The organism is Haloferax elongans ATCC BAA-1513 (genome assembly GCF_000336755.1).
Lineage (GTDB): Archaea > Halobacteriota > Halobacteria > Halobacteriales > Haloferacaceae > Haloferax > Haloferax elongans.
The window spans coordinates 490266-508935 of sequence record NZ_AOLK01000015.1; the positions used below are offsets into that span (position 1 = coordinate 490266).

At 62.9% G+C, this 18670-nt stretch carries 22 protein-coding genes and 1 pseudogene; 10 read left to right on the forward strand and 13 right to left on the reverse strand.

Going from position 1 to position 18670, the window contains the following annotated elements:
• Window positions 1-65: 65 nt before the first annotated feature.
• Complete coding sequence (gene mce, locus C453_RS09165; protein WP_008324053.1) at window positions 66-449, reverse strand: methylmalonyl-CoA epimerase; 384 nt, start codon at window positions 447-449, stop codon at window positions 66-68.
• Between the two features lie 54 nt (window positions 450-503).
• Here mce and C453_RS09170 point away from each other — a divergent pair, with 54 nt between their 5' ends.
• Together C453_RS09170 and C453_RS09175 are read left to right on the forward strand one after the other, a co-directional pair.
• Window positions 504-848, forward strand: a complete 345-nt coding sequence (locus tag C453_RS09170; protein WP_008324054.1) for a YbjQ family protein — start codon at window positions 504-506, stop codon at window positions 846-848.
• Window positions 845-1144 (forward strand): hypothetical protein, encoded by a 300-nt coding sequence (locus C453_RS09175; RefSeq protein ID WP_008324055.1) that lies wholly within the window; start codon window positions 845-847, stop codon window positions 1142-1144. The genes C453_RS09170 and C453_RS09175 overlap by 4 nt, the downstream gene beginning before the upstream one ends.
• Before the next feature lie 47 nt (window positions 1145-1191).
• On the opposite strand, the gene C453_RS09180 is transcribed toward C453_RS09175, so the two are convergent.
• The 4 genes from C453_RS09180 to C453_RS09195 form a co-directional block, all read right to left on the reverse strand.
• The gene (locus C453_RS09180; protein WP_008324058.1) at window positions 1192-2151 is read right to left on the reverse strand and encodes a phosphotransferase family protein; all 960 of its coding nucleotides are present in this window, start codon (window positions 2149-2151) and stop codon (window positions 1192-1194) included.
• 136 nt (window positions 2152-2287) lie between these two features.
• Window positions 2288-2572 (reverse strand): hypothetical protein, encoded by a 285-nt coding sequence (locus C453_RS09185; protein ID WP_008324059.1) that lies wholly within the window; start codon window positions 2570-2572, stop codon window positions 2288-2290.
• A 267-nt stretch (window positions 2573-2839) separates the two neighbouring features.
• The gene (locus C453_RS09190) at window positions 2840-4516 is read right to left on the reverse strand and encodes an acyl-CoA mutase large subunit family protein (protein ID WP_008324060.1); all 1677 of its coding nucleotides are present in this window, start codon (window positions 4514-4516) and stop codon (window positions 2840-2842) included.
• 40 nt (window positions 4517-4556) lie between these two features.
• Window positions 4557-6422, reverse strand: a complete 1866-nt coding sequence (locus C453_RS09195; protein WP_008324061.1) for a right-handed parallel beta-helix repeat-containing protein — start codon at window positions 6420-6422, stop codon at window positions 4557-4559.
• A gap of 140 nt (window positions 6423-6562) precedes the next feature.
• Here C453_RS09195 and C453_RS09200 point away from each other — a divergent pair, with 140 nt between their 5' ends.
• The 3 genes from C453_RS09200 to C453_RS19565 all read left to right on the forward strand — a co-directional run bounded on the left by C453_RS09200 (window position 6563) and on the right by C453_RS19565 (window position 8513).
• Window positions 6563-7231 carry an O-methyltransferase gene (locus C453_RS09200; RefSeq protein ID WP_008324062.1) on the forward strand — a complete coding sequence of 223 codons (669 nt, stop codon included), beginning with the start codon at window positions 6563-6565 and terminating at the stop codon, window positions 7229-7231.
• A gap of 182 nt (window positions 7232-7413) precedes the next feature.
• Window positions 7414-7791, forward strand: coding sequence for a nascent polypeptide-associated complex protein (locus C453_RS09205; protein WP_083881588.1), 378 nt, complete (start codon window positions 7414-7416; stop codon window positions 7789-7791).
• Entirely contained in the window at window positions 7788-8513 is a 726-nt protein-coding gene (locus C453_RS19565; protein WP_008324067.1) for a tRNA (adenine-N1)-methyltransferase, read from the forward strand. Before C453_RS09205 ends, C453_RS19565 begins: the two co-directional genes overlap by 4 nt.
• Window positions 8514-8690: 177 nt before the next feature.
• Here C453_RS19565 and C453_RS09210 read toward each other — a convergent pair.
• The 3 genes and pseudogenes from C453_RS09210 to C453_RS09220 form a co-directional block, all read right to left on the reverse strand.
• A pseudogene (locus tag C453_RS09210) lies at window positions 8691-9251 on the reverse strand (DUF6517 family protein); the annotation flags it as partial.
• Window positions 9252-9290: 39 nt separating this feature from the next.
• Window positions 9291-9611, reverse strand: a complete 321-nt coding sequence (locus C453_RS09215; protein ID WP_007539939.1) for a transcription factor S — start codon at window positions 9609-9611, stop codon at window positions 9291-9293.
• 98 nt (window positions 9612-9709) lie between these two features.
• The gene (locus C453_RS09220) at window positions 9710-9967 is read right to left on the reverse strand and encodes a DUF5789 family protein (RefSeq protein WP_008324068.1); all 258 of its coding nucleotides are present in this window, start codon (window positions 9965-9967) and stop codon (window positions 9710-9712) included.
• A 123-nt stretch (window positions 9968-10090) separates the two neighbouring features.
• Between C453_RS09220 and C453_RS20180 the strand changes: the two genes are divergently transcribed.
• Both C453_RS20180 and C453_RS09225 read left to right on the forward strand, forming a co-directional pair.
• A complete protein-coding gene (locus C453_RS20180; protein WP_160163393.1) occupies window positions 10091-10243 on the forward strand; it encodes a hypothetical protein in 153 nt (50 codons plus the stop codon).
• A 169-nt stretch (window positions 10244-10412) separates the two neighbouring features.
• On the forward strand, window positions 10413-11750 hold the full coding sequence (locus C453_RS09225; RefSeq protein ID WP_008324070.1) for a methyl-accepting chemotaxis protein: 1338 nt from the start codon (window positions 10413-10415) through the stop codon (window positions 11748-11750).
• A 15-nt stretch (window positions 11751-11765) separates the two neighbouring features.
• On the opposite strand, the gene C453_RS09230 is transcribed toward C453_RS09225, so the two are convergent.
• A complete protein-coding gene (locus tag C453_RS09230; RefSeq protein WP_008324071.1) occupies window positions 11766-12539 on the reverse strand; it encodes an enoyl-CoA hydratase/isomerase family protein in 774 nt (257 codons plus the stop codon).
• A 101-nt stretch (window positions 12540-12640) separates the two neighbouring features.
• On the opposite strand from C453_RS09230, the gene C453_RS09235 reads away from it, so the two are divergent.
• A complete protein-coding gene (locus C453_RS09235) occupies window positions 12641-13141 on the forward strand; it encodes a DUF5797 family protein (protein WP_008324072.1) in 501 nt (166 codons plus the stop codon).
• Here the strand turns inward: C453_RS09235 and C453_RS09240 are convergent.
• Together C453_RS09240 and C453_RS09245 are read right to left on the reverse strand one after the other, a co-directional pair.
• Window positions 13138-14109 (reverse strand): DUF5787 family protein, encoded by a 972-nt coding sequence (locus C453_RS09240; RefSeq protein WP_008324074.1) that lies wholly within the window; start codon window positions 14107-14109, stop codon window positions 13138-13140. The genes C453_RS09235 and C453_RS09240 overlap by 4 nt on opposite strands.
• 120 nt (window positions 14110-14229) lie before the next feature.
• A complete protein-coding gene (locus C453_RS09245) occupies window positions 14230-14685 on the reverse strand; it encodes a bis(5'-nucleosyl)-tetraphosphatase (protein WP_008324076.1) in 456 nt (151 codons plus the stop codon).
• A gap of 159 nt (window positions 14686-14844) precedes the next feature.
• Between C453_RS09245 and C453_RS09250 the strand changes: the two genes are divergently transcribed.
• Entirely contained in the window at window positions 14845-15177 is a 333-nt protein-coding gene (locus C453_RS09250; RefSeq protein WP_008324078.1) for an uS10/mL48 family ribosomal protein, read from the forward strand.
• Between the two features lie 171 nt (window positions 15178-15348).
• On the opposite strand, the gene C453_RS09255 is transcribed toward C453_RS09250, so the two are convergent.
• Both C453_RS09255 and C453_RS09260 read right to left on the reverse strand, forming a co-directional pair.
• Complete coding sequence (locus C453_RS09255) at window positions 15349-15609, reverse strand: DUF7513 family protein (protein WP_008324079.1); 261 nt, start codon at window positions 15607-15609, stop codon at window positions 15349-15351.
• A complete protein-coding gene (locus C453_RS09260; protein WP_008324080.1) occupies window positions 15606-17156 on the reverse strand; it encodes a Na+/H+ antiporter NhaC family protein in 1551 nt (516 codons plus the stop codon). The genes C453_RS09255 and C453_RS09260 overlap by 4 nt, the downstream gene beginning before the upstream one ends.
• Window positions 17157-17306: 150 nt before the next feature.
• Here C453_RS09260 and C453_RS09265 point away from each other — a divergent pair, with 150 nt between their 5' ends.
• A complete protein-coding gene (locus C453_RS09265; protein WP_008324081.1) occupies window positions 17307-18599 on the forward strand; it encodes an amidohydrolase in 1293 nt (430 codons plus the stop codon).
• Window positions 18600-18670: the final 71 nt, after the last annotated feature.

Consider the following 18670-nt stretch of genomic DNA (forward strand, 5'->3'; position numbering starts at 1 on the left):
TGGAGGTCGGCCGTGCGGGGATGGTCGTCTGGGGAACGAGCGAAGGTGTAGTCCGACCACTGGAGTTAGTGGGAGACGAACTCCACGAGCACGCCGCCGGTCGATTTGGGGTGGAGGAAGGCAACGTCGTGACCCCACGCGCCCGGCCGTGGTTCCTCGTCGATGAGTTCGACACCAGCGTCGCGTGCGGTCGCCAGCGCGGCATCGATGTCGTCAGTTTCGAGTGCGATGTGGTGGATTCCTGACCCTCGCTTTTCGAGGAACGACGAGATGGCACCGTCTTCGTGGGGTTCGAGGAGTTCGAAATACCCGTCTTCGAGTTCGAGGAACACGACGGTCATCCCGTCGAACGTCTCCTCGTGGGCGACTGGCGCGTCGAACAGTTCTTCGAATAGCGCTGCCAACCCGGCGGCATCCGGCGTGGCGATGCCGATGTGGTCGAAGTGCATAGGGGACGTTCTACGGGCACAAGGGATAAACCCAGTCGATTCGATGCACCTGTCATGATTGTAACGACAACCGAGACCATCGCTGGTGAAGAGATAACCGAAACACTGGGTGCAGTTCGCGGGAACACGATTCGCGCCCGCAACGTCGGCCGCGACATCACACAGGGGCTTCGAAACATCGTCGGTGGTGAACTCAAGTCCTACACCGGCCTCATGACCGACGCCCGCACCGAAGCGACAGACCGGATGGTCGAAGAAGCTGAGGAGATGGGTGCAGACGCCGTCGTCGGCGTCCGGTACGTCACCTCGGAAGTCGCACAGGGTGCGGCGGAAATTCTCGCCTACGGCACCGCAGTCAAACTCGCTGGAACATCCGACTCCAACGAAACCACTGCATGACTCCCGGAACCGGCGACACCAGCATCGGTCGCCGGTTGTGGCGCGTCGCAGTGGCTCCCGAGACCATCGTCACGTTTGCAGTCCTCGCGCTCGCGTGGCTCCTCGGCTTCGTCGGCGTGCTCCCACAGGAAGTGTGGGTCGTCGATTTCCCCGCGCTCGCAGTCGCGTTCTTTCTCGACACGCTCGCGTACAACGAGTTCGGAATTCGAGAGAACACGGTGTTCTATCCGGCGCTTGCACTGTTCGGATACTTGGAAGCGATAGTCGTCGGGGCGGTCATCAGGTGGCTGCGATAGCCGGAGGCCCGCCGACTCAAACGAACTGACGAGTGATTGGAGGGTAGTTAGGTCGTGATTCTATCGAGCAATAGACCCATCTCCCCTTTCATCCATTCGGCGAGTTCCTCGGGGTCCTCGTCGTAGTCGGCGACGAACTTGTCGAAGTAGCCCGGCACGATGAGGAACCAGACGGCCTCGTAGATGGGGCGGCGGTCGTCGTACCCCTCCGGCAGGCCGCCCGCGACCGACCGGTACCCGTCGAAGAGTGCCTCGACACCCCCCTCAGGCGGGTCGGTGCGAAACACGTTGAACTGCTGTTTCTTCGCCCGGTAGAGGTCTCTAGCCGGGTCGCCGACGTGGGCAATCTCCCAGTCGAGAAAGCCGATTCGGTCGTCGAGTCGGAAGCAATTCGGCTGTGCGAGGTCGCCGTGGACCAACGCTGCGGGGGCGTCGTCGAGGAGGCGACGATTCTCTTCGACCGCCGCGACGACCTCGTCGAAGTAGTGGTCGAAGCGGTCCGTCGTCGCGAGCCCTCGGGTGTGGTCGATTGTCTCGACGAGCACGTCAGTCCACGACCCCGTCTCCAGTTCGAGTTGGCTCGCGTCTCCGCCGGTGATGAGTCCGTGGTCGTCGAACCGAAGTGCGTGAACGCGAGCGAGCGCGGCCCCGGTTTCGTAGGCGAGAGAGTCGCGTTCTGACTCGGTGGCGTTCCCCCACGGCTCGACGAGAATCTGGCCGGAGACTGGGGCAGTCGCGAGGTACGGAACTGTCCCGTCGGCCTCGCTCGACAGAATCGTCGGCACAGGAACGTCGGTGTGTGTCCCCACGTAGGCGACGACTGCCGACTCGCGGGCGATTCGCACGCCGTGGTCGTGTGCGACCTTGAGGTAGACGACCTCGCCATCGGCGAATTCCACTCGTACCGTGGTGTTCTTCTCGTTCCACGAGATTCCCGCGGGAGCAACGCTGTCGACGTCGCGGCCGGGAAAAGCACGCCTGAGCGCCGTCTCGATTCGGTCGTCCATTGACATCGCTGTGGACTCGGTAGCGTACAAAGCTGCTGGAAGTCCGCTGGCGGGAAGGAGACTGGTGGAGGAGGGCCGAAACGCGGGGAACTGCTGTGCCGGGGCGGGAGGCGTTCAGTCGCAAGCCGTCGGATGTTCAGTCGCGGGCCGTGCTGGCGACCGTGACCTGAACCGGCAGACCGGGGACATGGACGTTCACCGAATCGCGCTCGGCGCGGCGGGTCACGACGCGACCGAGGGCGACCAGACCAACGGCCGCGGTCATGGCGACCAGCGACAGCACGGGATAGCTGGCGACGACGACCACGCCGACAGTCAGGGCCAGCATGATGGCCTGCACCGTGAACGATGGCGCGGGTCGGTGGCGTGTGGGTTGGTAGTCGGAGTCTGTACGAGTGTCGTGGGAGTGTCTTCGTGACATTCGTGTTCTGATGGGGACAGTCGGATACGATACCGGGGGCTCTCGGGTGAGAGATGCCCCACGACGCGCCAGCCGCATGGCTACACACCGCTGTGGTGTGACCACGAGAAACGCAGAAGCGGCCGGGCGTGTGACGAGGGGGTCAGAATCCAATAAGAGGCATCGTCAATCCTCGTTATTCGCCACACGAGGGTGGATAATAAGTTTTCTTAGCCGGGTGAAAGTGCAATTTATGTGACTAGTTGTCGAGCCACACAGCGTGGCTGGTCACGCCATTCCGGGTTCGTACTCGCCGAACTCCTCGCGGAGGACGCCGCAAATCTCACCGACCGTGGCGTAGACTTTGACCGCCTCGACGATTGGCGGCATGAGGTTCTCGTCGCTGTTCGCAGCGGCGCGAACGTCATCGAGCGCCGCTTCGACGGCCTCGGAGTCGCGTTCTTCCTTCACGGCGTTCAGTGAATCGACCTGCTTTTGCTCTTCTTCCTCGGAGACTTCCTGGACTTCGACGGTCGGTTCCTCGTCGACCTGATACTCGTTGACGCCGACGATGACGCGCTCGCCCGTCTCGATTTCGCGCTGGCGCTCGTAGGCGACGTCCTGAATCTCCCGCTGAATCCACTGGTTTTTGAGTGCTTCGAGCGCGCCGCCGCGTTCGTCAACCTCGTCGAGCAGGTCGAACGCTTCCTCTTCGATGTCGTCGGTCAGCGCCTCGACGTAGTAGCTTCCGGCGAGGGGGTCGATGGTGTCGGCCGCGCCCGACTCGTGAGCGAGAATCTGCTGGGTGCGGAGCGCCGTCCGAACCGACTGCTCGGTCGGCAGCGACAGCGCCTCGTCTTTTCCGTTCGTGTGCAGCGACTGCGTCCCACCGAGAACGGCCGCGAGCGCCTGATACGCGACGCGAACGACGTTGTTCTCGACCTGCTGGGCGGTGAGCGTCGAGCCGCCGGTCTGGGTGTGGAACTTCAACTGCATCGACTTCGGGTTCTCCGCGCCGAAGCGCTCTTCCATAATCTTCGCCCACATCCGGCGGGCGGCGCGGAACTTCGAAACCTCTTCGAGGATGTTGTTGTGCGCGTTGAAGAAAAACGAGAGCTGCGGCGCGAAGTCGTCCACGTCGAGTCCGGCGTCGATTGCGGCCTGCACGTACTCGATTCCGTTGCCGAGCGTGAACGCGACTTCCTGCGCCGCAGTCGACCCCGCCTCGCGGATGTGGTACCCGGAGATAGAGATAGTGTTGAACTTCGGCGTCTCCTCGGCACAGAACTCGAAGATGTCCGTGATGAGTCGCATCGACTGCTCTGGGGGGTAGATGTAGAGGTTCCGCGCGATGTACTCCTTCATGATGTCGTTCTGGATGGTCCCGCGGAGTTGCTCGCGGGGGACACCCTGTTTGTCGCCGAGGGCGACGTACATCGCCAGCAGCACCGCCGCGGGCGCGTTAATCGTCATCGAGGTCGAGACTTCGCCGAGGTCGATGCCGTCGAAGACCGTCTCCATGTCGTGGAGGCTGTCGATGGCGACGCCCGACTTCCCGACTTCGCCGGCGGCCATCATCGCGTCAGAGTCGTAGCCCATCTGTGTCGGCAGGTCGAAGGCCAAAGAGAGGCCGGACGACCCGTTTTCGATGAGGTAGCGGAATCGCTCGTTGGTCTCGGCTGCTGTCCCGAAGCCAGCGTACTGTCGCATCGTCCACAGTCGCCCGCGGTGCATCGTCGGGTAGACACCGCGCGTGTAGGGTTTCTCACCGGGGAAGCCGAGGTCCTCCCGATAGTCGAGGTCCACGTCGGCGGGGGTGTACAACCGGTCGACGGTGTTGCCACCCGTGTCCGTCGTAAACTCCTCCTCGCGCTCCCCGAATCGTTCGAGCGTCGGCGACAGCGTCTCCTCCTCCCACTCGGACTTCGCCTCCCGAATCTGTTCGAGTTCGTCGGGGTCAAACATGGTCGAAAATGAGGGTCGCCCTGACTTAAGCGTAGGCGGGTTACGTGTGAACCTTCACTGTCGCCGCAGTCGACACGGGCGTCTGGTTGGAATCGACGACCGAGAGGCCGACACCGACGTAGTCGCCGTCGTCTCGAACCCAGTCTGCCGACCAGAGAATCGGGTCGTCGCTGTGGACACTGAGCGTCGGCTTGCGCTGATATCGTCGCTCGAAGGCGACGACTGCCTCCCCACCGTCCACGGTGACAGCATGGCGTTCACCCCCACCGACGACGGTCGTCTCCTGACCGCGAACGGCCCGTGAGCGAATCAGGTTCCCAAACAAGATGTTCTGGTCTGCGTCTGGTCCCTCCGCGAGTATTCCATCGGGGGCGACGGTTCCGGCGACGACACATTCTTTTCCATCCACGCTGACTGCCTGCGACGCGTTTCTGATGCGGTTGCCGATGGCCGAAACCCGCTTGGCAGCCTCCGAGATGTGGATACCGACAGCTCTCGGATTGTTCACTGCGTTTCCGAGTAGACTGACGTCGGTCGATTCGACTGCAATCCCGTCTCGCCGCGGTCGTGAGACACGGTTTCCCGTCACCACAGCATCCTCCACGTCAACGACGATACCGGCCCGCCTCGGTCTGGCGACGGTGTTGTTGGCACAGACGACGCCCGACCCGTTCCCGACGAGTTCGATTCCGTGAAGCGAGTAGTCCGAGAGCGTGTTTCCGGTCACAGTCAGGTTCGAGACGTGCCCGGCGACGTAGATGCCTGACCGTCGCTCGTCGAAGGTGGCCTGTCTGCCCACGTTGCCGACGATGGCTACGTTCTCCATTCGGGCTTCGACCCCGAGATACACGGTTCGCCGATGCGTGCCAGCCGCGACGTTGCCGACGATGGCCACGTTTCCCGGCCCGGGTTCGTCGGTCGGCCCCTGTGACGCACCGACGAGCGACCCATCCGAGTTGTCTCTTCCGAGGTTGTTCACGACGGAGACGCTTTCTGCGAACCGTTTCCGACCGTCCGGGTGACGAACCTCAAGTGAGATGCATCGGTCGAACCCGTCGGTGAACTGGTTTCGAGCGACGACGATGTCCCGCCCCGCGACTTGGATACCTCGGTCGCCGATGTCGTGGGTTCGGTTGCCGACGAGCGAGACGTTTGACGCCGACTCGCGGACGCAAAAGCCGCTGCCGCCAGCGTCGTGTTCGTGGTAGGGGTGAGTCTTGGTCGCGTAACAGTCCTCGATACTGACGGTTTGCGCGTCGTCGACGAGGAAGGCGTGGCAGCGCTTCACCTCGTCGTCCATCCTCGAGTGATTGCCGTGAAAGCCGATACCGCGGATACGGACGTTGTTGACGCGACGACGCGCGCCGACGTGAAACCCGCCGACGTTTGCGCCATTGGCCGGTTTAACGAGCGTTGCACGCGGCCCCGCCCCGCGGATGGTCACGTCGTCGCGGTCGATACGGAGCCACTTGGACGTCCGATACGTCCCGGGTGCGAGGACGATAGTTTCGCCGCTGGAAAGGTCGTTGATTGCGGATTCGAGTCCGTCGGTGGTTGAGACGACTCGGTCGGCGATGCCGGGAAGCCGTTCAGTTTGGAGTGCCGGTGTCGAAATCGAGAGCCAGTGCCAGCGACCACCCGTGGAGACGAACAACCGGTTCGTGTCGGTCGCGAAGTACCACGTCCCGGCTGGTGCCGACGACGGTTTGCCTGCTTCCGGGCCGGACCAGTACACGGTTGCCTCGTGGGTGAGGTTGAGTGGGTTGTCCCCTGAGAGCGGTGCGCCACTCGCGGCTGCAACACCCGTCGCCGCCATGAGTTTCAGATACGCTCGTCGGGAGAGTCCAGTCGGCCGCCCGCCGGAAGCAGCCTCGAGACGCCGACCGTCGTCGTCGCTCGGGTGCATAGTAGAATCGTGTCCCCGACGAGTGATAATATCTAGCACAGAATGGGCGAAGGTGCAAGTGCAAAACCCCCGTAGCGACGCGAGCACGGCTGGCCCCGATAATGACAGCAATTTATCCATCCTGCAGACCCTCTTTTGGTATGGATATCTTCACCGAGCACACCGAGCGGTTCCTCGCGGCGCTCGCACCCGAACACGACGCGGTGCAAGCAGAGATGGCGGCGTACGCCTCCGAATACGGCTTTCCAATCGTCGGCCCGGAAGCGGGGAGCGTCCTCCAGTTCCTCGCCGGACTCTCCGGTGGGAAGCGGTTGTTCGAGTTCGGGTCTGGGTTCGGCTACTCGGCGACGTGGTTCGCCAAGGGGATGGCGGACGACGCCGAGCTATTCTTGACCGAACACGACCCCGACGAACTCGACATGGCTCGTGACTTTTTCGATGAGGCGGGTCTCGCAGACCAGACGACGTTCCTCGAAGGCGACGCCCTCGAACTCGTCGAGATGGTCGACGGCGAGTTCGACCTCGTGTTGTTCGACCACCAGAAACATCGATACGCCGAGGCGTTCGACCTCGTCAACGACCGCGTCAGCGTCGGTGGCATCGTCGTCGCCGACAACATGATGCGCGGACCGATAGACTTCGGCGCACTCGTCGAGCGCGTCGAAGGCGAGTCTGACGCACTCGCTGGAGTGAATGCCGACACACGCGGTGTCGCGGCGTATCTCGATGCCGTCCGGGCCGACCCGCGCTACGAGACTATCGTCCTTCCCGTCGGCAACGGTCTTGCGGTTAGTTCCCGCGTGGAGTAGTCCAAACAGGAACTCGGCGGCGCACCATTCTCATCTCCTCTCCGCGGTCGTGTTTCGCTGCCATGACTCGCGCGAACCCATCTGAGTGTCGCGCTCTCCCGAGTGTCGCCCAGGGATTCACCAGACGGGAGCGACTGGGCGTGTTCGCCACGCTTTTGAGCGCCCACCCCGACCCTTCGGGTATGTTTGGAGGCGGCGGGATGAACCCGCGAAAGATGAAGCAGATGATGAAGCAGATGGGTATCGACGTCACCGAGCTCGACGCCGAGGAAGTCGTCATCAAGACGGCCGACGAAGAGCTCGTCTTCACCGACGCCCAGGTCACGCGCATGGACGCGCAGGGCCAGGAAACCTACCAAATCGTCGGCGAGCCCGAGACGCGCGAACTCGGCGCTGGTGACGAAGGCGGCGACGACGCCGCAGCCGATGCCGACGCCGGTATCCCGGAAGACGACATCGAAATCGTCGCACAGCGCGCCGGTGCCTCGAAGGACGAGGCCCGCGAAGCGCTGGAGGCCGAAGGCGGCGACCTCGCCGCGGCAATCGCGCGACTGGAGTGATACTCCTCGTCCACGGCGACCGGGAGTACCTGCGAGCCCCCGGTGAGGAGCTACACACGGACCTCGGGATGCTGACTGTCCCCGAGGACGTCGAAGCCGGACAGACGCTGGAGACACACATCGGCGAGGAGTTCCTCGTCCGCGAGCCACGCGGCCCCGACCTGTTCAACCACTTCGAGCGAACGGGCGCGCCGATGATGCCGCGCGACATCGGACTCATCGTCGGTCACACCGGCATCGCGGCCGGTGAACGCGTCCTCGACGCCGGAACCGGTACGGGTGTTCTGTCGGCGTATCTCGGTCGCCTCGACGTCGAGGTGACCACGTTCGAACGGAACGCCGACTTCGCAGACGTCGCCCGCGAGAACATGCGACTCGCCGGTGTCGAAGAGAACGTCGACGTTCGAACCGGCGACATCACCGACGAACTCGACGACCTGCGCGACGAGCAGTTCCACGCGCTCACGCTCGACACGGAGAACGCGCCGGAAGTCGTCCGCGAAGCGCCGGACCTCCTCTCGACCGGCGGCTACGTCGCCGTCTACTCCCCGTTCGTCGAGGGGACGCGAGCGACCGTCGAGGCCGCCAAAGAGGCTGGCCTCTCGGATATCGAGACGTTCGAGACGATTCAACGCCAGATGGACTTCGGCGAGCGCGGGTCGCGACCGTCGACGGCCGGTGTCGGACACACGGGCTATCTCGTCTTCGCTCGCAACGAGTAATTCGTCTTCGCTCGCAACGAGTAATTCGTCTTCGCTCGCAACGAAAATCGGCCGACCAGCTATCGAGACACCATCTCGTGGGTGGCGGTCACTCCATGCGCCGAACCACGTCGAAGAACTCTTCTCTGAACTGCTCCGGGTCGATGACCTGTCTCTTATACACATCTCTGATGGCNGAACCACGTCGAAGAACTCTTCTCTGAACTGCTCCGGGTCGATGACTTCGCGGAGCGTGGCGGCCGTCTCCTCGTCGCCACCGACGACTTCGCGCGGATACGCGCCTCCCATCAACAAGAACTCACCGCCGACCGGCGTCACTGCGACGTAGGCGTCAGCGAGGAGGTCGACGCCGTTCACGGTGACGTTTGCAGTGTAGTGGACGACATCGGCCTCACCGCTATCGACAGCCAGTGTCCGCGAGTCGATGCGGCGGATATCGGAAAACCCGCGGTCACGGAGGCGCGATTTGAACTCGGTGGTTGCACCGCTTCGGACGAGTTGCGTGAGCGCCGTCGACGGCGGGGTCCGAGGTCGAATCACGAGCCGACTCGCAAAGAGGAACCGCCACGTGTCGCCTCCGGTCTCCGGCATCCGTGACTGAATCGCTTCGTCTTCGTAGACGACAGTCCTCGCGGTGACGCGAACGAGACCGAACTGGAACAGGTGGTCAGTCGATTCGTCGACGCGGACCCAGCCATCGAGCGCGGGGAGTGTCGGCGAGGCTAGCGAATCGACCATACCCTGCGTACGGACGGAAGGGTGAAAAAGGCGTACCGCTCAGTGGTCGTCTTCGCGCCACTTGTGGTCGCACTCGACACACGTGAAGAAGCGCGTCTCAGACTCGTCGGCCGAGCGAATCTGCTTCATCTCGTAGCGGGCAACGTCGTGGCCGCACTCCGGGCAGATAGCCGTCGTCGTCGGGCCGATATCGGCGTTGTCGACGTCAGACATGTCGACGACTTCGCTCGACTCTTGGCCCTCTGTCGTGACCATCGTCTTTTCTTTCTCGCTGTCGCGCGCTTTCTCGTGGCCGTTCGGACAGACCCAGACGCCGTCCTGAGGCGTCATCAGGGACCCACAGTCGTCGCAGAACTCCATGATAGTACGTCCTACCGCTTGAGGCACTTAAGCAACTGGGTTACGTCGCCGAAGAAGGGGTGTGGTGGGTGGGTCCTGATTCGGGGACTGCGGCCGATTCAGGCGTCGCCGTCCGACTGGCCGGGTTCTCCGAGCGCCGCTATCGGCATCGCGTTGTGCAACTCGTAGTAGAGGTCCATCGGGTCGTCGAACTCGTCTGTGACGCAGTCGCGGATGAGCGCCCCGAGGTCGGCGTCGCCGTCGGCCAGGAGGATGGTCACTCCGTCGAAGGCGTTCGCAGCATCGTGCCGTTCGACAGGATAGGAAATGTCCTGAAGGGTCGCTCGGAGGTGACTCAATTTGATTGGTTTATTCATTATTATTCATTATACTTGCAGTGGCTTAGTCATTACATGACACATGATAACACACAACATTTAAAACTGAAGGGAGAGATGTACCACAACCAGACGTACTATCAGTCGTGAGAGGTCGCCAGCATGGTCGACAGTGCCTCGAAGCAGGCCACCGAGGTCCAAGAAGAGACGGCGAGAGCAGTTTCGGCGAACGACACGCAAATCGAAGTCGTCGCCGATATCTCCGAGTTAGTCCGCCAACTCAAGTCGACGATGGCGACAATGGACGACGCCTGAGTAGACGATTGAATCGACAACTGAGTAGACGCTGAATCGGTCCTCAGTCCTAATTTATCACAATTAATTCACGTCCTGTTGCGACAATTACCGCAAGCAGAAGCTGATATCAGTCGTGATATTCTGTGTGAAGGATTTTTAAACTGAGTTTTCATTTCTTCTGACACGTATGCAGAGACAGGCAGCACGGGCTGAACTCGATTGGGAGTTGGACGACTCGCTAACCGAAGCAGAGCGACTCGAAGCAGAGCGCGACTTCTGGAGAGGGCTGTTCGAACAGGTCGTCGCCGATATCCCCGAACCGGCGTTCGTCGTCAACGACGAGGGGCGACTCACACACATCAACGACCTCACGTTCGAGCGGTACGGACTCGACGAGAGCGACTACGGAAAACGCGGCATCGAGGCGTTCGGAACCAAGGGCAAAGACGAGATTCTCGCGGAGACGATTGCGCGAACCGACCAGGTCATCCGCGAAGACGACTTCCGCGAAGTGCCGACCGAAGACGGGTCGCTTTGGAACCGGTCGATGGGGCTTCCCCTTCACGCTCCCGACGGCGAGGTCGTCGGCGCGCTCGAACTCACGCCCATCACGACCGACGTGGCTCGGAAGAACAAACAGATGGCCGAAGCACAGGAACACCTCTCCGAGCAGATTTCCGGTGCTATCGACCAGGCGATGACCTGCACCGACGAGGTGTCCGACAGCGCTACTACTGCTCGTGAAATCGCTGCACAACAGGCGGACGCGATGGAAGAGGTGTCCGACGAAATCGGCTCGCTCTCGGCGACGGTCGAAGAAATCGCCGCCAGCGCCGAGGAAATAAACAAACAGAGCACGGAAGCCCAACAACTCGCAGAAGAGTCCCGCGAAGATGGCGAAGCCGTGGCCGAGGCGATGGACCGCGTTGCGGAGGGCGGCAAACACGTCACCGACCGCACGCATGAACTCGCCGAGCACATCGAGGAGATTGGCGACATCATCGAGGTCATCAACGACATCGCCGACCAGACCAACATCCTCGCGCTCAACGCCAATATCGAAGCCGCCCGCGCAGGGGATGCAGGTGCTGGGTTCGCGGTCGTCGCGGACGAGGTGAAATCCCTGGCGAACGAAGTCCAAGCCGAATCCGAGCGTATCGAGGAGATTATCATCGAAACCCGTGAGGACGCGACGGAGACCGTCGAGGGAATCAAATCACTCACCGAGGACGTCCGCGACAGTTCGGAGCGTATCGACACGCTCATCGAAAACCAAGACGAGATTGCCGCGACGATTCGGGAGGCCGCCACGGGCATGGACGACATTGCCAACGCGACCGACGACCAAGCAGTACGAACCGAGGAGGTCGCGAACATGGTCGACAACGCGGCCAAGCAAGCGGTAGAGGTACAGGAAGAGACCAAGAACGTCGCCACGGCGAACGACACGCAAGTCGAAGTCGTCGCCGAGATTTCCGAATCGGTTCAGGAACTCGAATCGACACTCGGAACGCTCGACGACTGAGCGGCCCGACGTCCGTTACTCGAAGTCTGGGTCGCGTTTTTCGACGAAGGCGTCCATCCCTTCGCGCTGGTCGTGAGTCCCGAAGAGGCCACTCCAGACGCGTGCTTCGTACTCGAGGGCGGCTTCGCGTGGGGCTTCGTGCGACATGTTGATTGCGGCTTTCGCACCCTGCAGGGCGTGGCGAGGCTTCGCTGCGAGTTCCGACGCGAGTTCAGAGACGTGCGAGTCGAGTTGGTCGTGGGCGACGACTTCACCGACGAGACCGTGTTCGTGCGCGTCGCTCGCGTCGATTCGCTCCCCGAAGTAGATGAGTCGGCGTGCGATTTCGTCGCCGACGAGTTTCGGCAGGCGGACACTGCCACCCCACCCGGGCATGATTCCGAGGTCGATTTCGGTCTGTCCGAGGACGGCGCGCTCGGATGCGACGCGGAGGTCGCACGCGAGGGCGAACTCCATCCCCCCACCGAACGCGTAGCCGTTGATTGCCGCGATGGTCGGTGCGGGGAACGTCTCGATTCGCGAGGCGATGCGGTGGCCCTGCTCGGCGTACTCCTGTGCGGCCGGTGTGTCGATGTCCTTCATGTAGCTGATGTCGGCACCGGCGATGAACGCCTTGTCACCCGCTCCGGTGAGGACGAGCACGCGCGCACCCTCCGATTCGGCCTCGTCGAGCGCGTCTTCGAGCGCGTCGAGCGTGTCCGTGTTGAGCGCGTTCATGCTGTCCGGGCGGTCGATAACGAGGGTTGCCACGTCGCCGTCCCATTCGAGTCGAAGTGTTTCCCAGCTCATACGAGTGCCGACGAAGGGCGGCGGGATAATAATTAACGTTCACCGGAGAACCGAAACCCGTCTCGAACAACGTTATATCCCGTCCGTCGAATCGTGCGAATATGACGCTCTCCGATGAGGCCACAGAACGCCTCGCCGACATCGTTCGCCTGCAGCCGACGAAGAACAAGGAGCTTCAAGAGCGATGGGACCTCGAAAGCGGGAGTGAGGTCCACCAGTATCTCGAATCCGAACTGAAGGACTACTACTACCGCGACGACAACAGCCTCATTCGCGCCACGGCCGAGGCGGCGGAACTCGTCGGCGTCGACCCCGGCGTCGAAAGCGACGGCGACGAAGAGTCGATTCCGAGCGTCATCCGCGTGCCCACGCTCGAAGCGCGCGTCTTCCAGGTCGTCGCCGGTCCGGACGAGCGCTCAGAGAGCGTCGTCAGCGTCCTCAACAACGTCCGCGAGGAATTCGACATCGACCCCGACGTGGACGACGTTCGGCGGGCGCTCCAGAGCCTCCGCCGGAAGGGAGTCGTCGAAGTTATCTACCGGACGGTCCCCACGTTCCGACTCGCCGTCGAACGAGACGAGGTCGACGTGGAAATCGTCTAACCGGCGGATTCTGTACGCTCCCGTTCGCGCTCGCGGCGCGCACGGAGCAGCTCCCGCAGCCCCTTTCCCGGCCCGCCTTCGATAGGCCACCCGTTCATCCGCCACGCGGGCGGTTCAGGCTCGAACGCCGAACACGAGTGGGCGCACTCGCGTTGGCTCTGAAAACAGTCTTTTGCGGCACAGCGCGGAACAAGCGCCATGCCTCGGCGCGCGAGTTCGAAGTGGCGACAGTCGGGACGCATCGTATCGACGTAGCTCCGCCAGCCACGGTCGTAGGCTCGCTCTGCGAGGACGAGGCGGCGGCGGGCATCGTCAGGGTCGGGTGTGAGTGTACTCGGGTGCCACAGCACGTCCATCGTCCCGTCGTCGAGCGAGAGGATGCCGACTTCGACCGGGAGGTCTTCGAGCAGTGCCGGTTCGACCCGGTCGCCGGTCGCTTCGGTCGCGACCCACACCTCGTCGGCGAGGCCGCGTTCGACGTCGTGTTCGAGTTGGTCGGCCAGTGCGCGGGCGGCGCTGGCGTCGAGGTCGGGTTTGTTCTCGATGGCGACGATTCGTTCGACCCAGTCGGGATACGGAGTCGTCTGTCGGTACTCGACGCGGTTCCGGCTTCCGCGACGTTTTTCGACCACACCGCGTCCCGCAGCGCGGTGGACCGCCGGGACCACGTGCCGCCACGGGAAGTCGGGTTCCGGAATCGCATCCCGATACCACTGCCAGTCGGCGGGTGCGTGGCGCACGACCCGCAGGAGGTCGGAGTCGAACCCCTCCGTCGAGAGGGCACGGCGGGCGGCGAACGCTTCGGGGTCGACTTCGACGACGACGGTGTCCCATCGTCTGTCTCGCGTCCCGAGTTGCCGCGCGACGAATGCCGGGCGCGGCCCGTCAGGGTGCCACGCGCGCTCCGCCCAGCGACAGACTCGAAGCTCGAAGGCGAACTCCGGGTCGCGGTCGGCGGTGTCGGTCACAGTGAAGCGTCGCTGTGCGTTCGTGAAGGTATTTCGGTCACGGGGCTACGTCCCGTCCGTCAGAGAGCAGTGGCTGGCCGCGGTGGCGAACCGTTCGCTGCCGACGCGGTGCCGACGACCCTATTTCAGGTATTTGTGCTGGCCTTCGTTCTTCGCTGCGAGGTGGTCGAGAAAGTCGTGGGCTTGCTCGAGGATGTCGCGCGGGCCGTCCTGCGTAATCGTGTTGATGGCCTGTTCGTAGTCGCGCCACTGAAGGTCGCGGTGCTCGGTCGAAAGCTCCGCGGACGCCTCGAACGAGTGTGCGATGAACAGGTGCACCGTCTTGTGTATCGTTGTACCGTTCGCTTCGAAGACGTAGTCGTAGTCTTCGCGGAAGCCGTCGATGAGGCGGAAATCGTCTATTCCGGCCTCCTCTTTGACCTCCCTGATTGCCGTTTGCTGGAGCTCCTCGTCCCCTTCGACCCCGCCTTTGGGGAATTCCCAGTCCCCAGGACGGCTCTTCAGGAGTAAGTACTCCCTCCGGCCGCGGGTGTCGCGGAAGAGGATGGCACCAGCGCTTACCGCTTCGACTGCCATTACCCGAGATAAACGTGCCACCGTTTAAGAGGGTATCGGAGAATTACCCCCGCCGTGACATGGTCGTTCGTGCAGAACTGACGCGAGTCGGTCCAACCACGCGCACGTGTAGATGCGTTTTTACCGTCGGAGCAACCAAGAACGTGGTAGTACCCAGCTATGACCTTCGTCACAAAACTCACCTTTCAAAGCGGTGATAAGGCTGTCCTCGACAGAGTCGTCGACAACCTCAAATCGCTCATCGAAAAGAAGGGCGCGGAGTGCCGCGGCCCGCACGCCGACCAGCCAGAGCGCACGAGCGTCCCCCAGTATCGCACGCTCCAACCGGGCGACCAGTTCCCCGCGTGGAACTACACCGTCTACACGCGACGACTGGAGATTCACGGCGCAGACCAAATCGCTCGCCAAGTGAGCGAGCGAGACTACCCCGACAGCGTCCACATCGAAATCGAACTCGAACAGAAGAAACCGCTCGGCCACCGCCGCAACTGACGTCGGCGCGGCCGACCGCGAGCGCGTCTCGACGCGGGTCTTCGCTTTTCGTCTCTCTTTCGTTCGTCTTGTCACGAGGTAGCAACCGTCGGTCCGGCAGGTCGCAGACGATATGAATTCGCCAGCGACGCCACTGGCGAACGCAGTGTTCAAAAAACGAAGTGTGTCGGCTCAGAACTCGCCGAGGAATTCGACGATTTCGGCAGTGCCGACGTGATTTTGCTCGTCGAACGACGTGACCTTCAAGCGGACTTTCGTTTCGATGTCGACGTCGGTCTCTCCTTCGATTCGGAGCACGGAGTCGCCGATTCGGGACGAGACTCCGTCACCGTCGCTGTGGGTGACGAACGCCGTGATGACGTCGCCGGGTTCGAACGACGGCGTCGCGGTGCGGAACGTCCAGCCCTTGAGGAGCTTGTCGAGTCGGCTCATACGCGACTCACCTCCTCGGAGGTACGGTCAGAGACGTATTCGCGGCCGTAGCCGGTCCACGCGGCCACGAGGAACACAGCCACGAGGAACCAGCCGTGGAACACGTACGGCCAGACGGACGCGGGGTTCACCAGCATCTCTTGGGTAAACCACGGCGTTCCGTTCCCGCCGACGAGTCCTTGCATGGCACCGAAGCCAGCGAGCAGGCCACCCCCCCACGGGAAGATGTACCCGAGCGCGGACGTGTTGGCGTCGAGGATGTTGGCACGGCGGTAGCCGTTGATGTTGAAGCGCTTGCCGAGCGTGGCGATGTACGGCGCGATAGCGATTTCGGCTGCCGTGTTGATGGTGACCGTCGCGTTGACGAGCGCCGTCCCGAGGACCATCGTGGTCTCGGCGCGGCGGACGGTGGTCGCGACACGGTCGATGAGCAACTCCTGAATCGCGTCGAAGCCGCCACCGGCGCGCATGATTTCAGCACCAGCGACGAGCAGGAGCGTCAGCACGATGAGCGGGAAGAAGCCCGCCGCACCGGAGTAGATGCTCCCGCCGACGCCAGCCTGTCCACCCGGAACAGTTTCGACGACTGCGCCGAGGAGCGGAAGCGCATCGACAGCCTGCGTCAGGCCGTTTTGCGGAGCCCGGAACAGGAGCATGCTCGCGGCCGAAACGTCGATGAGGTCTGCGGCGCCGAGTGCGACGTTGAACACCGCCGCGGCGATGAGTCCCCACGAGATGGCTTCGATGATGTGGCGACCGCGAACTGCGAGGACGATGACGATGGCGATGTCGAGGAGGTGAACGAGACCCCACGCCGACACCGTAGCATCGACCTGCCCGGTCACGTTCGCGTGCGGCATCCCACTCACGACGCCGGGGATTCCGAACCCGGCGGCGAGATAGGCCGCGATTGCGAGCACCGCCGCGACGACGGCGTACTTCACGCGGGACGCGACGACGCCACCGATGTCGGCGTCTTGCGTCACAGCGGAGACGATTGTGGTGTCACTCACGGGTGCGAGGTTGTCACCGAAGACGGCACCCGACAGAATGGCACCGAACAACAGCACTGGGTTCGCACCGAGGAGCAGTCCCGCGGGGAACACGAGACTCGTGAAGGCGATTGCGGTACCGTAGCCGGTGCCGATACCCGTCGCGAGCAGCGCTGCGAGCAGGAACGTCACCGCCGGGAACAACCCGGGGCCGACGTTCAGCGCAGTCGCCGCCCAAACGAGGCCGTCGACGAAGCCGCCTACTTGAATCGTCTCTGCGAACATGCCTGCCCACAGCCACGCGACCACAGCAGTCGCAGCGACCCGACGGGTCATGCCCGCGAAGACGACGTCCGCGTAGTCCTTCCAATCTCCCCGGACGAACAGCAGTCCAACGATGAGTCCTGTCAGCATCCCCGCGACGAGGCCGGTCGTATCGCCGATTCCGAGGATACCGCTTTGGAAAATAGCCCAGGCGATGAAGAACGCGATAGGGAGCGCGCTAACGAGTCTCCCACCGCGGAAACTGAGCTCAATGTCCGGTTCTTCTGGCATCGTTTGTCAGACATTCACTGTGATATATAATAGGCACGAATTTCCTCTAACTATCTGTCTCGTATTTGAATTTTGCGCCATTCTTTTGCTTCAGGTTAATTTTACCAGCGGTCGAGAGCGTTTATCTCCGTCCGGGGAGTGAGTCGGGGTATGAGTCACCAAGCGACGATGGACGACCTCATCTCGTTCCGGCGCGACCTCCACCGACATCCCGAGCCTGCGTGGCGAGAGTTCTACACCACCGCTCGTATCGTCGACGAGTTAGAGACGCGCGACCTCGACGCCCTCTACGTCGGCCCGGAAATCCTCGGCAGCGAGAATCGAATGGCCGTCCCCGACGACGACGAACTCGACACGTGGTTCGAGCGAGCGCGTGCGGCCGGTGCCCGAGAGGACATCCTCGAACGTCTCACCGGCGGCTACACGGGCGCATTGGCCGTCTTCGAACGCGGCGAGGGACCGACAGTCGGCTTGCGTGTCGACATCGACGCGCTCCCAATCACGGAATCCGACGAGGAGACGCACCTACCGACTGCCGAGGGGTTCCGCTCCGAGAACGAGGGCTTCATGCACGCCTGCGGGCACGACGCGCACGCGACAATCGGTCTCGGCGTCCTCGACGCCGTCCTCGACTCCGACTTCGAGGGAACGCTCAAGGTGTTCTTCCAACCGAGCGAGGAGCGAGTCGCGGGCGGAAAGGCAGTCGTCCAAGGTGGCCACCTCGACGACGTGGACGCTCTCCTCGCGGTCCACGTCGGCCTCGACCACCCGACCGGAGAGGTCGTCTGCGGTGTCGATGGCTTCCTTGCCGTCTCACACTTCCGCGCTGACTTCACCGGCGCGCCAGCACACGCGGGCGCGAAACCAGAAGAGGGAAAGAACGCCAACCTCGCTGCGGCCGCAGCAACACAGAACCTCTACAGTATCTCTCGCCACTCCGACGGCGCGACCCGCGTCAACGTCGGCCTGATGGGTGGCGGCACTGCGACGAACATCGTCGCCGAAGAATCCTTCATCGAGGGTGAGGTTCGCGGTGAGACGACCGAACTCATGGAGTACATGGAAGACCGCGCGCACACCGTCATCGAATCGGCCGCCGCGATGTACGACTGCGAGGTCGACATCGGCGTCGAGGGCAAAGCACCCAGCGCCCGAAGCGACGAGGAACTCACGACGCTCGTCCGGTCGGTGAGCGAAGGCGTCGAGGGCGTCGACTCAATCCTCGACAGCGACGACCTCGGCGGCAGCGAGGACGCGACCTACCTCATGCAACACGTCCAAGACAACGGCGGCCTCGCGGCCTACGTCGGCGTCGGCACCGACCATCCGGGCGGCCACCACACCCGCACCTTCGACGTCGACGAAGAAACGATTCGTATCGCTATCGACGTTCTCTCGGGGAGTATCGAGCAAATCGCGGCCACCGACCCGCAGGCATCCTGACAGTCGGGAGAGAGGCACTCGACCAACTGAGAGAGTGCCGCGCTAACACACAATCCACCGGCGGCGTGACG